This window comes from Tolypothrix bouteillei VB521301, from assembly GCF_000760695.4.
In the GTDB taxonomy this organism is placed as follows: domain Bacteria; phylum Cyanobacteriota; class Cyanobacteriia; order Cyanobacteriales; family Nostocaceae; genus Scytonema; species Scytonema bouteillei_A.
On the sequence record NZ_JHEG04000001.1, the window covers coordinates 5,656,097 to 5,671,764 of the forward strand.

Sequence of the window (15,668 nt, forward strand, 5' to 3'; positions counted from 1 at the left end):
CAAACGCAGATATTATCGGTTTCTGATGATGTTAATTTTTTTGCAAAGGACGAGCAAAACCTTGGTTTTTGTAAGCTTCAACTAATTCTGGCTTCAAACGGACCGCTTGGTTGAAATCCTCAATTGCTCCCTTATCATCTTTCCGGGCGTAACGCACAAAAGCACGGCTGATATAAAGTAAAGCATTTTTAGGATGGAGCCGGATTGCCTGGTTGTAATCAGCGAGTGCTCCTTCGTAATCTTTCTGAATATAACGGGCAAAACCTCGGTTATTGTAAGCTAGGGCAAAATCAGGCTTGTGGTGAATTGCTTCTGTGAAATCATTAATCGCCCGCTCGTAATCTTTGTTCGTTTCCACTGGCTCTTTTGGATTAATGTACAACCCCGATGGAACCGATGAAATTGCGTCCTTTTCATCCCAAGCAACACGTGCGAGTCCCCGGTTGTTGTAAGCTAGGGCAAAGTTTGGCTTTAGACGAAGCGCTTCATTATAATCTGCGATCGCTCCTTTGTAGTCTTTCTGTTCTTGTCGGGCATTACCCCGTAAAGTGTAATACAGATACCCAAGCTGGGGGAACATTGCGATCGCCTTTTGATAGTCCTCCATTCCTCCTTGGAAATCTTTCACAATAAACCTAGCATCTCCCCGGTAGCTGTACAACCAAGCATTATCAGGCTGCTGGCTCAAAGCTTGGTTAAAGTCCTCCAACATTCCCTGCTGGTTTCCGACTCTAGCACGAACAATTCCCCGCCCAACATATGCAGGAGTATAGTTTGGTTGCAGGCGTATTGCTTCGGTATAATTTTCGCCAGCGGCTGCAAAATCTTTCTGTGCCGTTCTGACATCACCGAGCTTTTTGTAATAGATATAAGCTGATTCTGGAGCGAAACCAATCGCTGTCGTGTAATCTTCAATAGCTCCCTTAAAATCTTGGAGATAATAGCGAGCAAGACCTCTTTTGCTGTAGATAGAAGCAGAGTCAGGTTCAAGGTGCAGAGCTTTGTTAAAATCTTCCACAAACGCCAATCGATTGCCCATTTGAGCGTAGACAACGCCTCGCTCTACATAAGCATAAGCATTATCAGATTGAAGACTTATCGCTTTATTTAAATCTGCAAGCGCTCCTTGATAATTTCCTTCTTGAGACCTAGCGACACCTTGCTGTCTGTATGCAAAGGGGTTATCGGGCTGAAGGTTCAAAGCCGTGTCGAAATCCTTAATTGCTTCTTGAGTATCTCCCATATTTCTATGGATTTCACCTCGAAGAATGTACTGCAACGGTTGGGGATTAATTTTGATAGCGCGATCGCACGCTTTAATAGCTTGTGCGTAATTTCCCAATTCAGCTAAAACACTGCACAGCCCCCGATAAGCCATAAACTCATCTGGCTTGAGTTCAACCACTTTTTCTAAAGCTTGACGTGCTTCTTCGTATCGATTTAAAGCAAAAAGGGTATCTCCGAGTTCCCGCCATGCAGGATCGTATGTGGAATTGTATGAGGTGGCTTGATTGAAAGATACCAATGCTTCTTTGTATTTCCGTTGCAACCGTTGCGCCCTTCCCTTTGCATACCAGGCTTGATAAAAGTTTGGCTTGGTACGTATTGCTTTATCAAAAGCGTCTGCTGCTTTTTCGTATTTTTGCAATCGCAGTAGTTTGTTCCCATAACTGAGCCAATCAAATTCATCTGCTACAGTTCCTGGTGGTTCTATATTGAAAGCAGATGTAATGATTTCATCTAATTGTGGAGCGCTCAATCGCGGTGGTAGGGAAGTTTGTATTTTAAAGTAAATTTGTTTTTTGTCTTGTTGCACTAATGCTAGAAACGTGCGGATCGGTACACCCAAACTGTATCCCAACTGGATTTCCCGTTCTTCACCTGTTTTCTGTTTAATTAAAGTTGGTTCGCCTTCGGCTGCTGTATGAATGCCAATAACTCGTCCCAAGCTGTCCAACACCGGGCTACCACTCATGCCTTTGGCAGTGGAATTGGTATAAACTAAATCATACCCAAAAGCAAAAGAACGAGCATCCTTAACGCGATCGATTCCCCCTCCGTACAGCAATCCTGCATTAAACTGACGGGTTGGTGGTTCTGCACTCTGTGATGATACGGGTGTCCCCGAGACAAAAACAACTCTGTCCTCATTGCCCAAGTCGTAGTTTCCCAAAACACCCACTTGGTAAGTGTTATTACTAATAAATTGTAACAAAGCTAGATCTGTTCCCGGCCAAGTTTTTACTGTGGTCGTGTCCACAGAGTATTGCTTTCCATCGTGAGTGACAACTTTTAATTCGTTCCTACCACGCACCACGTGACCTGCTGTAAGAACGTAGTATTTATTACCTTCTTTTGCTGCTATCACTCCCGAGCCGTGACTGTTTTCCCAAGCGATCTGCACTGTAATTTCTTTAGCAATATTGTCAACTAAACTTGCAGCAGGTGGGATGGGTTTGGTTATTTCTCTCGCAGCTAATGGTTGAGCTTGCAAAACCTCTGGTGGAATTATGGGTGGTTCTAGTCTAGCAAGTGTCTCAATTGGCACTCCCCAACTCGATTTTCTCATGCGATCGCGTAAAGCATCATTGGGCTGAGAGCCATCTTCATACACGTAAGGATCGCCCCATAAAGGTTGAGCGTGGATACCATTGATACCAATAACTTTACCCGCACTATCAAGCATCGGTCCTCCACTCATACCCTTGTCAACTTCGTTGGTATACCCAACTCGGTAACCTCCTTTCAAAGGACGTCCCAAAAGCAGAGAGACCCGTCCCATTCTGAACACTAACTGTTTTGCTACAAACGAATTGCTTTCAAAAGGAAAACCGGCGGAGAATACTTCATCTCCTTCTTTCAAAGTCAGTGAATTGCCTATAGGAGCTACTATATACTGTTTGTTCGCACGGAACTGTAATAAAACTAAATCCTGATGATTGTAATCTATCCCTTTCACCAACTCAGCTCGGTAGCTTTGACCATCATTGGTATAAATAACATGAGCTTTCCCCACGTCTACAACGTGCTGACTGGTTAAAACTGTGTACAGATCCCCTTCTTTCTGAAGAATAATGCCAGAACCACCTCGTTCTCCAGAGACAATACCAACTGTGATGGCTTGAGCAAGCTTTTGCAGTTGCTCCGAGGACAATTTAGAAGATTGCTGTAAGGCAAAAGCTGCGGGAGTATAAATATTTAGGTAGCAACCTTGTACTGACAGCATCAACAATGCACTTATCCAGATGCTGAAAGCCAGAAAACGATGATTTATTTGCTCGTATCCCATAATTCCAGTCTCGTCTCTCTCATACAAATTTAGGGGAAATAGGGTTTTCGGTTTTTCTATGCGATTTCCCCATTTCCTTGTTGGGAACTACGCAAAAATATTAATAAACAAAAATAATTTACTCAACATCAGCCGTTTTTTCCCGTAAGATCCGATTCACATCAACGTAAACATCGGGAGACACAACCCCTGATTGCACGATTGGACCACTAGCCGTGTACCCCATTTGTCTGAGATTTTCAATAACTAGGCTGGGATTGTCCTCTGGTCTTAAGGTCAGTAGTAAGTAACTGCAGGTATCTCCATATCGGCTAGCAGCACACAAAACTTGTTGACCATTCATATATCCAATTGTGAGATAATTCAGTACACCATCTTGAGAGGCATTTTGAAACCGAGCGGAAACTAACTCACAACGAGCTTTAGCGGAATATGTGTTGCTCCACGTTCTCTTCCAGCTAATAAGTGCAACTTTTTTCCCTGTTATCGTTCTGGCATACGTGGTAGGAACGCCATCTTTATTAGGCGCACAAAAATACGTTGTCGTTTGAGCATGGATAGGTCGAGCCATTGTTGCAATGCTACTGAGTGCTATAGCACTAGCAGCTAGCATATTGGCAAACATTTTAGCTTTCATAGTGATACTATGCTTCCTGGTTTTTCAGAAGTGATCTTAACTACGTTATGTACACAGAGAAACCCTAAGTTCAAATGGAAATAAAAAAACTAGTTTATATTATACCGTACTACCATTCTAATACTTCATTTTCTCAAAAAGAGAATTGTGATTTTTAATACATATAAACCAGTTGAAAATAATACATAACATTTAAAAAAGAATCCAAGATTATACCAAGAACTTATGGGAAACTGAAGTGTTATAAAATTCGTTTTTTAAGATTCCAAAAGTCGTAATTCCAAATAGAGAAACTTCTTTTTGACAGATGCAACTTCAAGTAGAGAAAGGTTTCCGGCTAGAGATTGATTTAGGTTACAAAAAAACTCAATAAGCTGGACGTGTTGCATTGAAAAATCAAACTGAGGAATTAAACGTGAACCGCAAACTCTCTCAATTGTTAGGACTGAGTGCTCTTGCTATCAGTTTAGCTACCTTACCTTCAGTTCTGAGTGCTTCTGCTCAAACAACCACAACTCCTGATGGAACTGCTACAAGTACCTCTACAGACCGACCTGTCACTGATGGAAATTACCAAGATAGCGATTGGGGTTTACTGGGCTTGCTTGGTTTGTTTGGTCTTTTCGGTCGCCGCAACCGCAAACATAATGAAGAGACTGTAGGTTACACAAATCGTGATGTTGTTGGTACTTCTAGCGATCGCACTAGATACTAAAATCAGTCACAGCACCTAAGGTAGAGAGTGGGAGCTAAAAAACTTTCTTAATGGGTGAGTGCTCCCCTTACCAAAATCACTGTAACATCAACACCTGAAGCGATCGCTTCTGGAATATTGCCATTTAGAGCATGTTGTAGCATTCCTTCTCGAGAAGCACCTAAAACAACAACGTCATAATGTTCCTTTTTTACTAAGCTAATAACTCCTTCAGAAACGGATTCAGATTTAACTGGAGTAGCAATTACGGTACTGGCTAATTTGCGCCGACGTATAAGTTGGCGGATAGCTTCTTCTAAAACTGTCATATCAGGTGCTTCTTCCGATGGCTTAAACACTCGTGTCAGACGAATTTTTGGATCGTTCCCCAATGTGACTAGAGCAGGTAACAATTTAATCGCCACCCACGCGTTAGGACCGCCCGCCATTGGAACTAACCAACGATTAAAGGGTGTGGGGACAGGGAGAAGTCCCAATTTCACTACCATAACTTCGCAGGGTGCTTGGCGAACAATAGTATCTACAACATTCCCAAAAATACGACCTGGGGTGGAAGTATTACCCTTCCACCCCATTAGGATTAGGTCGATATGCCTTTCTTTAATTGTCTCTAGAATTGCATGGGCGGTATCGTGAGCAACCCGGATTTGGGTATGTATGGGAATTTTGCGTTTTTTCCCCATAGCTTCTGCTAGCCGCAGAAGGCGTCGGCTTTTTGTTGTCTTTACGGGTGTTTCGGCGGTAGAACTGTGACGGGAAACCAGCATGACTTGTACGCATTCTATTTCATAATGGCGATCGCTTGCTATGGCGGCTGCCATTTCCAAGAGGGTACCGGCGGTTTCTGGATTGGCAATTGGAACTAATAACCGACCTCTACCAGTACTGGGCGATCGCGTCTGGTACACAATATAGGAAGGTTCCAATCGCGGTCCCGACTGCTTATTTTCGACATTGAGATGGTTTGCTTCTGCGCGAATAATGTCAGCACGGGTAATGATACCAATGAGTCTGCGTCCTTCAACAACAGGTAAACGACTGATTTGATAGCGGTTTAGCAGATACAGTACATTACTGAGGTTGTGAATGGGACTCACCGTTAAAGGTTCGCCTGTCATAATTTCCTTTAAAAGTGAATCCTTCGGCTTATCCCGCATTTTCTGCAAATCGCCTTGCGTAATAATACCCACCAGTTTGCTGTTTTCCACCACTGGAAAACCTCGATGGTGAGAACGGGAAAAAATCTCTGTGACCTCCTCTAGTGTCATTTCTGCTTCAAGAGTTTCTACCCGTTGTTGCATCACGTCTCTTGCTGTCAGTTTTGTTAAAACTTCCTCAACAGGAGCCGGTTTTTGGATATTGATACCGTTTAGCTGTAAAAGCCGATCGTATAACGATCCGGGCAAAATTTTTTCAGCCACTAGGTAAGAAGTCACCGAACCAATCATTAACGGAAGAACTAAATTAAAATCCGTTGTCATTTCAAACACAATCACAATTGCTGTGATTGGTACTTTTGAGACAGCACTAAAAAATGCTCCCATTCCTGCAAGTGCGTAAGTTGTAGCGTCGCCTCTTGCTAAAAGGTATGACTGACAAACACCAATGATGTAGCCCAAACAAGAACCTAAAATCAGACTCGGCGCAAACAATCCTCCAGGTGCGCCCGAGCCAAATGCAACTAAGGTTAAGATAAATTGAGCTACAAAAGCCAGCACTGCCATCAGAGGATCGACACCACCCGTAATGACGAACTCCCGCAATCCAGTATTATTCCGGAAAGGTAGGGGTAGCATCGCAACGACTGCACCTGATATCAAACCAGCTAAAGCGACTTTCAAGGGTAAACTAACATGCAGTTGGCGGTATACTCCGACACTTGCAATCAGCCCTCGATTAAATAAACCAGCAAACAAGCCTGCTAAAATGCCTAAAAGCAAGTAAAAAGGGATTTCTGGTAAAGAGAAACTGCTCGAAGATTTAGCCAACTCCAGACTGAGTTCCAAACTTCGACCACCCAACAACCGCGAGACGACCCCACCAATAAACGAAGCAATAATAGCTGTTCCTAAAGTGAGTCCCGATAAATCTTGTAGTAATTCCTCTACGATAAACAATACACCTGCAATTGGAGCATTAAAAGCTGCTGCCAATCCCGCACCAGCACCAGCTGCTATCATTTGTCGTCGATGATCTGGAGAAGTCGGAACCCATCGGCTCATCCCTGCAGCTAAAGCCGCCCCAACATGAACGGTAGGACCTTGGCGTCCGAGAGTTAAACCCGACCCTAAAGCAATGGTTGCACTGATCAACTTTACCGCAGCAACACGCCACGATAATCTTATCGGGACGTTGGCAAGAGACGCTTTGACTTGAGGAATACCACCTCCTGATGCTTCAGGCGCAAATCTTTCTACCAGTAACCCAGCAAGATATCCAAAAGATGCACCAATCGCAGGTAAGACCAACCAAGCGGGAAGAATATGGGAACTGTGAACTCTCCAAGTACCCAACCATCCCGATCCCACTTTAAAAAAGACTGCGGATAAAGCTGCAACAAAACCAATAACTGACGCTTCTGCAATTGCTAAACCTCTTCTTGGCTGCCAAATAGCACGGAAGGATTTAGTAAGTAAAGGAGGCGACATAAAAATTTACAATATAAAGCAGGATTGGGAATATACCTATTTTCTACTAGCAAAGTCATTTCATCAAATAATTAATAAGGTAGATGATTTTGGATTGGATTCACCGCAAGGCAAGGACTCAATCATCAGGGATTAGCGCTCGCTGGTTATCGGTCACTGTTTCCCCGTGCTCGAGAGATCTTCCACTATTAAAGATGGGGTGTAACAGGAACCATTCCACTCAGCGTCACTACCCAGTTCCATCAATTGTTTGAGAACTGTATAAACGTTTCCTGCGACCATCGTATCCTTAATGCGTCCGATCACTTCACCCTTTTGAACGAGGTAACCCAAATCAACATTAATAGAAAAGTCTCCTGACATCTCAGTATTTCCACCTAGCATTTGATCCACGATCAATCCCCGATCCAAATGTTGAATTAGCTCTTGTAAGGTTCCCGAACCGGGTTGAATGAGGAAATTGAATAAACCAGGAGTGGGGTAGCTATTTAATCCAGGACGAAAACTATTACCAGTAGAGGGCATTCCTAATTGACGTCCTGTTGTGCGATCGCTGTAAAAATTCTGTAGGACGCCATTTTCTATAAAGACTAAAGGCTGAGTTGGAGTCCCTTCATCATCAAACGGACAGCTGTAGGGTCCTGCTTCGGGGTCTTGGTAGAGGGTTAAACTTGGAGAAACGACTAATGTCCCCATACGACCTCCCCAAGGAGAAGCTTTTTCCAAGACTCTTTTGCCATTTAAAGCCGCTTGTACGGTACTCCAAAGCATATCTGCAGCTTTGGATGTGAACAAAACTGGAACGCGACCGTTAGGGGATGGGACATTTTTTTTTGCCCAAGCCAATCGTTGTAAAATTTGCTGAGCCACTTTTTCAGGCTGTAGGTTATTGCGTTTTATTTCACCATCAGCAACGCTTAAGAAATCGTCACCGCGTACCCATTCTGCTTCTATGTAACAACTGAGAGTTGTATCCGTATAGTGACAATCTAAACCTCTGGTGTTAACGAGTCTGGTTGTTTCTACATCGCATTCCCAGTCACCGGTACAAACGACATCTGGGTAATGCTCGCGAATGAGTGCGATCGCTTCTTTACCCCATTCTACCAACTTTTCTACAGAGACGCTTTTCCCTAAATCTGGATAGAAAGGCTGATAGTTACCATTTAATTCTACTATTTCTTGTTGGTTTAATTGACTGAGGGCTAAAGCACGTTCTACCAATGCTTGTGGTTCTACCGGACCGTAAGCTACTGCTAACCCCGGACGCCCGTTTTGCCACAACCGCAGTGCTGTACCTTCTGATTGGCTGGTTTCTAACTGCTTGAGGCGATTGGCTTCAAAAAACACGGGTCGAGACAGCGACAGTGACTGATACACCTCGGCTGCTTCTGCTCCTGATTTTACCGAAAGTTCAAGCAATTGCTCTGCTAGTGAATATTGAGGTAATTTTTGAGGCTCCATGTTTTTTGCTTTTGAATTGCTAATGGCTAATAGCTAATGGCTAATGGCTAATTGTTCTTCTATTAGCTACTAGCCATTAGCTATTAGCTCATCCCCCAATCAATTTACGGCAGATTGACCTCTTGTAAAAGCCAAAATCCAGCAAAAGATTCTTCTTGCGGATTGGACTGCACTGCTATAAAATGCAATCCGTTGGCTTTCTGCTTTGCGGCTTCAAAAGCTTTGGCTGTTGCTAAAGTTTGGTCATTTTTGATATTTGCCAAAATCCAGCTTTCAGTAGCACCCGTTTCCAAAACTAATCTTGCTCCTTGAGTGTTGTCGAATTTCAACCACGCCAACTCCAAGCCAGACATCCACGCTGCTAGGGGTAATGCTCTAGGTGAGAAAATTAAAATACCGGGAATACGGGTTTCCGGGGAAACTTGCGCGAGTTCTAGAGGAAATGCTTCCCTAAAACCAATTTCCCACTCGTGCATATCGGCAAAATCTGCACCCTGTAAGTTGACAAAATTCCACTGCTGTCCTTCCAAAGCATCTGGTAACCGTTGAGGTAAGGGATTGTCCAAACGCACTGAGGGATTTGTTCCTGCTTGATACCCTGGTTCTTGGGGATAAACTTCTTCCATCCTCTGTTGCAGCCATTGGTTCAGCAGCAGAGTCCGGCGGCTTGGTTGTGCGGGAATGCCAAGGTCCTTGCAGGCTTTTGTAATCATATTGTTCATTTGACGGCGGAAAAAGCGGATTCTTTTTGGAGAAACACCAGCTTTCTCAATGGCTTCTTCGATCGCCGTCCGCAACCATACTGAATTCACTTCAGTACTGGGGCAATACTTGGTAAAGCGAAAAACAGAATCGACTTTGGTGCGCGTATCTAACGGGCTTTCGCATACCAAGACTTCCCAAAGTTTTTTTTGATTTTCGTCCAGTATTGGACGTGAGTAAAAATCGAGTTCCCAAATACTGCCCATGTTATGCCGTTGAAATTTGGCTACTTTTTTATATCTTTATGATACGGGGGATTGGGGACGGGGGATTGGGAGACAAGGAGGACATGGGAGACAAGGAAGAATAAGTTATTCTAAAAGCTCCTAGAAATCAGCGATCGCCTCAGGCATGACTTTCATGGTTAATACAGTTTTTGGCTACTTTGTCAATTCATAGATTTTATATTTGTCAATTCATAGATTTTATAACTGTTAAAAACAACTATATTAGAAATTTAATTTAGAAATTAAATTCTTGATAAAGATTGTTTGTGTCTTATGTAAAAATTCTATTAAATAGGTCATAAATTTAATACTTTTTGGGCTGTCCTGTATTAAGTTGAGGACTAAGTACCAAAAATAATTATGTAAAGGTCATTCCCAAATCGTGAGTTTGTGCAGAAAAGAGCGCAGCTCTGAAATCTAAACTCAGAGGTCAGTTGTATGTCTTGTCTAGCTTTTATTAGATCGATTCTCCAGACTCACATTCAGCAAGCACTGCTGAAAGGTAAAATTTTTGTAGGATATAAACTCGTACTTAAAACAGTCCCGGCTGTCAGAATTCCTGGTGGCTTGACTCCACCCTAGCTTAATAGATTTAAATGGCTCTCCTGGGAGGTAGGAAAGGCACAATTTTACACTACCTGTGCCTTGTAGGAGATATGTCATTTTTAATTATTGTGTTTGTTTCTTAGTTCATAAGATTCAGAAACCTTCGCTAAATTCTCAGTCTGTGGGGGGAGTTTTAATCCCAGTTCTTGATATAGCTGCACAGACTAAAGAATGCTGGTGTCTCTGAGTCTGTGTTAAATGCCTTTTTCTCTATACAGTCAAGAACTTCAGCCTCCTTGACTGTCTGCTGTACGTGAAAAAGATTGCGTTCAAGACTTTCCAAAAGCTAATTTTTCTGTTGCCCATTTTTATTAATGCAACAAGAAGGCAACTCTGAACAGTGCGGGAAAATTTGCTTTTTGGTTCTATCTGCATAATATTGCTTGTCTTGGTTTGAGTCCCCCATTCTTATTGAGAAGGTTCTACCCAAGCGTATGGGTATCCTATCTGAGGCTCTAAAGCCAGTACAAAAAGGCATAAGTCTGGAGGCAGAGATCGCAATACCGTGACCTTCTGTACCCTTAATGAACTTAGTTGAAAGATATAGACTTTGGATTTCTATATTTTTAAGCTCTGCTTCATTAACGTTCTGCGAGTTTTGTCTGTGAAAGCTATTTTTTGTTGTGACAGTAGGAAATAAGATGAAATCCATGCCTCAACTTCTAGATAAATTGAATGAGAAAAGACTCCGTTTTGATTACTTAGACGGATTGCGTGGGCTTGCATCTCTGTATGTCGTCCTTGTCCACATTGAACCATCAATTGGAGGACAACTGCCTCTATTCTGGCTATTTCTAGGAAGAGCGATGAAATACGGTGCATTTAGTGTTGTAATTTTCATTGCTCTTTCAGGTTACGTTTTAATGCTGCCGGTAGCTCGTTCTGAAAGCGGTTATATATCAGGAACTTTAATTAATTATGTTAAGAGACGAGCACGGCGAATTCTACCACCTTACTATGTGGCTCTATTTATGTGTCTGCTACTAGCAGGAGCTATCTTCTTATTAGAAAACTTCACAAGTTTTCAGTGGCACAAAGAGGCTGGAATCGGACCATTCTCTCCTAACTTTTCTTTTATTGATGTTTTATCTCACCTGCTACTTGTTCACAATCTTGACGCCAACACGTACATGACGATAAACCCACCTATGTGGACTGTAGCAACAGAATGGCAGATATACTTTTTGTTTCCGCTATTGTTACTGCCTGTTTGGCGACGGTTCGGATTGTTATCAGTCGTGATTATCGCCTTTGCAATTGGCATAACACCAATCTATTTACTCAATGGATTATTTGAATCAGCAAATCCTTGGTTTATTGGTATTTTTACCTTAGGAATGGCAGCTGCAGATATTGGATTTTCTCAAAAACCCAAGCTAGTCACTATGAGAAGTTCCCTACCGTGGGGTTGGTTGACTGTTACCTTCGCTTGTATTGCCTTTTTAACTGAGTGGCGAAAACTGGAATTACATATATGGATTGGTCAGACTTTTTTTGGTCTTGCTGCTGCTTGTCTATTTATTTATTGCACCAAGTTTTTAATGCAGGGTAAACAGCTTCCTTTTGTGCTGCGTTTTTTACAACATCCTTGGGCGATCGCACTTGGGACTTTTTCGTATAGCCTATATCTTACTCACGGACCCGTCTTAGTATTCGTGCGTTACTTTTTGTTTTATCTGCCAATTTCTCCAGAGCTATTTGCAGCTGCATCATACATAGTAGGTGTGGCAATGTCATTAATAACTGCTTATTTATTTTACTGGGCTTTTGAGCGACCATTTATGTCTGGTTTTATGAAAAAACACCAATTAAAAGATACATTTATGTGAGTATCAATGCAAAGTAAAGATAAGCATTGTACACTTATCTTTACGATAAGTTTTAGAGAATATACTTTCGATACTTGATAGCGTTAACAGTCAAAAAAAGAATAATATGAAGACAACTATAGAAACATATCCTGAGAAAAAAATACGTCTTTCTTTCTTAGATGGAATACGTGGTTTAGCAGCATTATATGTCGTACTTTGTCATATTTTGCCGCACCAAGCAGAGAACTTACCTCTGTGGATAAATTTACCAACAAAACTAATACGATATGGTTCTTTTAGCGTTGCAGTTTTCATTGTACTTTCTGGCTACTGTTTAATGCTGCCAGTCACGCGCTCTCACACAGGTTATATTCCAGGAAGTCTATTCGATTATTTTAAAAGAAGAGCGCGAAGAATTTTACCACCTTTCTACGCAACAATTGTTTTATGCTGTGCAGTTGCTTTAGTTATATTAACTTTGGAAAAGTTTACTACTTTCCAATGGCTTGAAATGGAATACGATTGGTTTTCCCCTCACTTTTCCTTTGTCAGTGTGATTTTGCATTTTCTAGTTATTTATAATTTTGTTCCTGGAACGGATGTTTTTATTATGAATGTGCCATTATGGAGTGTAGCTTTAGAATGGCAAATTTACTTTTTATTTCCTATTATTTTTCTTCCTATATTGCGGCGCTGGGGTTTATTATTTGTCATTACAATCGCCTTTTTAATTGGGCTAACGCCTCACTATTTATTCAATGGTTATATGGATGTCAGCCGCCCTTGGTTTGTTGGTTCATTTACTATTGGAATGACAGCATCAGAAATTGCATTTTCGCAAAAACCACAACTGATAAAACTCAGACAATCTTTGCCATGGGCTAGGTTAGCCACAATTTTTACGGCTGTTGCTGTCATCACTCATTGGAAAAAACTAGGTGTAGATGCTTGGATTTTCGAGACTTTTGCTAGTATCGCAGCTGCTTGTTTGATAATCTACTGTACTAAAATTGTGGTTGAGGGGAAAACACTACCTCCAATCGTGCAGCTATTTGAGCATCCTTGGGCGATCGCACTCTCAAAATTTTCTTATAGTTTGTATCTTACTCACGGACTAGTACAAACGTTGGTAAGACACTGGCTTATTACCCTAAAAATGTCTCCAGTCACGTTTACCGCAACATTATACGTAACAAGTGTGGGGCTATCGTTACTATTTGCATACTTTTTTCATCTACTCTTTGAACGACCATTCACGTCTAATCCTTTAAAAGGATACAAAATCAAACACATATAAGTTACTTCATCAAACAATCTCAAGCTAGGTCGATCGGTTATACGAACCACTAGTCCTTACTTAATCGGTAAGGACAGTATAAATTCTGTTCCTTGACCAATGTCTGATACCACTTCAATGTTACCCTTGTGCTTTTCAATAATTGTGTAACAAATACTTAATCCCAACCCAGTTCCTTTTCCTACTGGTTTAGTTGTAAAAAACGGATCGAAAAGCTTATTTTTAATTTCTGGAGGAATTCCAGGTCCATTATCCTTGATTGATATTTTGATGCGATCGCTATTTACCTTTGATGTTTCGATCGCAATTTGTTTGTTGCTTCTTTGGTTATCATCTAATAATGCATCTATCGCATTATTTAAAATATTCATAAAAACTTGATTGAGTTGAGCCGGATAGCATTCAATTAAAGGTAAATCTCCATAATTTTGGATCACTTCAATCTCTTGCTTAATTCTATGATTGAGAATTAATAATGTATTGTTTAGTCCCTCATGAAGATCGACTTCTTTCATATCAGCTTCATCTAGCCGAGAGAAGTTTCGCAAAGATAGCACAATTTCCCGAATGCGCTGTGCGCCTATTTTTATAGATGAGAGTGTTTTGAATAAATCTTCTTTAAGAAACTCCAATTCAATTTCTTCTATCTTCTCTTCAATAATCTTAGGATTTTCTGGATATTCCTGCTGATATAAATATATTAAATCTAGCAAATCTTTAAAATAAAAACTAGCACATTCAATATTGCCATAAATAAAGTTAACTGGGTTATTAATCTCATGAGCAACCCCTGCTACCATCTGACCGAGAGATGACATTTTTTCTGTTTGAATGAGTTGACCTTGAGTGGATTGCAGATCTTGCAGTGCCATTTTCAGTTCTTGAGTTCGTGCTTCTACTCGTTGTTCCAAAGTTTGGCGAGAAATTTCTAGTTCGTGGGTATAATCTCCTACCCATTGCACCAATTGATTGAGTGAAGTTGCTAGAGTCCCTACTTCATCAGCACTGGTGACAGAAGCTCTGATCTCGAAATCTTTTTCTTGAGTAATTTTTCTAGCAACATCAGTGACTGCAACTAGAGGACGGGCGATTACCCAACTCGTGTAGAGAGCCAATACTACGGCGATCGCAACTGACAGCACCATGCTGCCAAAAATTGTTTGCAGTCGCAGTACTTGAGCATTACTAAAACTAATATTTGCTTGTTGTTTTTGATTTTTAGCTCGGATTAAAATTCGACTTAAATCTTCTGAAAGTAGTTCAAAGTTCACATTTATGCGAGCAGCTTCTTGACCTTTCAAGATAACCATAAAATCATTCTGGCTACTTGTTTTTTTTGGAAGCTCTAATTTAGGGGATTCTATTTGATTCCAAAAAGATTGGATAAAAGTCGTATATGATGTAAGATTTGATTGATACTTCGTGAGAATTTTTTTTAACTCTTCAGGTTCTACGGCTACTTGCTCGGGATTTTTTTTGATAAATGACTCAAGTTCAGCTAAATATAGCTTGACCCGATCTACATTGGCTAAAAACTTATCTTTTTCAAATTCCAACCAAACAGAATCATCGAGGACTGTTATAAATCGTTGTGGATGTAATTGTGTTGTTATCACAGCATTTTCTAAACTTCTTAACATATCTTCTTGGCGATCGGCTAGCTCTAGCTGCATCTGAGCTTGTTTTTCGTAATAGTCGGCAATGAGTAACCCACTTGTTGTTCCTAGGATTGCAAGACCAATTGATAAAGAATATCCGTAACCAATTTTTTTAGCAATACTTAAGCTATTAATGAAGTGATTGATTCGAGCTAAGAAATATTTTAAGCCTGAGTGTTTCTCTTTAGCTTTGCTTTCTAGCTTTTTTGAAGCAGAACGAGAACCGCGAAATAGCATTTTTTCACTCTTGCTAAATAAGGAGTTAAGAGAGCTACAAGAAGTATTAATGATATTTTTAGCTGCACCTAATATCGAAACCCCGCTCGTGAGGATTAAATATATATAAATTCTATTTAGTTTTCGAGACGTATATGGTTATTTGGGTAGACATTGCTTGTCAAACTTAGAATATGGCAGGCAATGCTCACCCTATATAATTTAAAATTTTTCACAAATGATTTAGGACTGCTATATTCTTCATGCTATTGGATAGTTAGGTATGAAGACAGCAGTAATATTACGGATATCAACAAAAATAATATTTTTATTGATTA

At 40.9% G+C, this 15,668-nt stretch carries 10 protein-coding genes; 4 read left to right on the forward strand and 6 right to left on the reverse strand.

Annotated features, from left to right (window positions below):
* Positions 1–31: 31 nt before the first annotated feature.
* Positions 32–3,289: a serine protease gene (locus HC643_RS22800; RefSeq protein ID WP_038071848.1), complete on the reverse strand. Its 3,258-nt coding sequence runs from the start codon at positions 3,287–3,289 to the stop codon at positions 32–34.
* 118 nt (positions 3,290–3,407) lie between these two features.
* Positions 3,408–3,926, reverse strand: a complete 519-nt coding sequence (locus HC643_RS22805) for a COP23 domain-containing protein (protein WP_038071847.1) — start codon at positions 3,924–3,926, stop codon at positions 3,408–3,410.
* A gap of 415 nt (positions 3,927–4,341) precedes the next feature.
* Between HC643_RS22805 and HC643_RS22810 the strand changes: the two genes are divergently transcribed.
* Positions 4,342–4,641, forward strand: coding sequence for a WGxxGxxG family protein (locus HC643_RS22810; RefSeq protein WP_038071924.1), 300 nt, complete (start codon positions 4,342–4,344; stop codon positions 4,639–4,641).
* Between the two features lie 47 nt (positions 4,642–4,688).
* On the opposite strand, the gene HC643_RS22815 is transcribed toward HC643_RS22810, so the two are convergent.
* From HC643_RS22815 to HC643_RS22825, 3 genes are all read right to left on the reverse strand, one after another.
* The gene (locus HC643_RS22815) at positions 4,689–7,289 is read right to left on the reverse strand and encodes a chloride channel protein (RefSeq protein WP_038071845.1); all 2,601 of its coding nucleotides are present in this window, start codon (positions 7,287–7,289) and stop codon (positions 4,689–4,691) included.
* A gap of 153 nt (positions 7,290–7,442) precedes the next feature.
* Complete coding sequence (locus tag HC643_RS22820) at positions 7,443–8,753, reverse strand: TldD/PmbA family protein (protein WP_050045271.1); 1,311 nt, start codon at positions 8,751–8,753, stop codon at positions 7,443–7,445.
* A gap of 104 nt (positions 8,754–8,857) precedes the next feature.
* On the reverse strand, positions 8,858–9,721 hold the full coding sequence (locus HC643_RS22825) for a Tab2/Atab2 family RNA-binding protein (RefSeq protein WP_038071843.1): 864 nt from the start codon (positions 9,719–9,721) through the stop codon (positions 8,858–8,860).
* 459 nt (positions 9,722–10,180) lie between these two features.
* Between HC643_RS22825 and HC643_RS22830 the strand changes: the two genes are divergently transcribed.
* The 3 genes from HC643_RS22830 to HC643_RS22845 all read left to right on the forward strand — a co-directional run bounded on the left by HC643_RS22830 (position 10,181) and on the right by HC643_RS22845 (position 13,456).
* Positions 10,181–10,324 carry a hypothetical protein gene (locus HC643_RS22830; RefSeq protein WP_167844735.1) on the forward strand — a complete coding sequence of 48 codons (144 nt, stop codon included), beginning with the start codon at positions 10,181–10,183 and terminating at the stop codon, positions 10,322–10,324.
* 674 nt (positions 10,325–10,998) lie between these two features.
* The gene (locus HC643_RS22840) at positions 10,999–12,177 is read left to right on the forward strand and encodes an acyltransferase family protein (protein WP_038071839.1); all 1,179 of its coding nucleotides are present in this window, start codon (positions 10,999–11,001) and stop codon (positions 12,175–12,177) included.
* A gap of 106 nt (positions 12,178–12,283) precedes the next feature.
* Positions 12,284–13,456, forward strand: coding sequence for an acyltransferase family protein (locus tag HC643_RS22845; protein WP_038071837.1), 1,173 nt, complete (start codon positions 12,284–12,286; stop codon positions 13,454–13,456).
* A 56-nt stretch (positions 13,457–13,512) separates the two neighbouring features.
* On the opposite strand, the gene HC643_RS22850 is transcribed toward HC643_RS22845, so the two are convergent.
* Positions 13,513–15,351, reverse strand: coding sequence for a sensor histidine kinase (locus HC643_RS22850; RefSeq protein WP_038071836.1), 1,839 nt, complete (start codon positions 15,349–15,351; stop codon positions 13,513–13,515).
* Between the last annotated feature and the right edge of the window lie 317 nt (positions 15,352–15,668).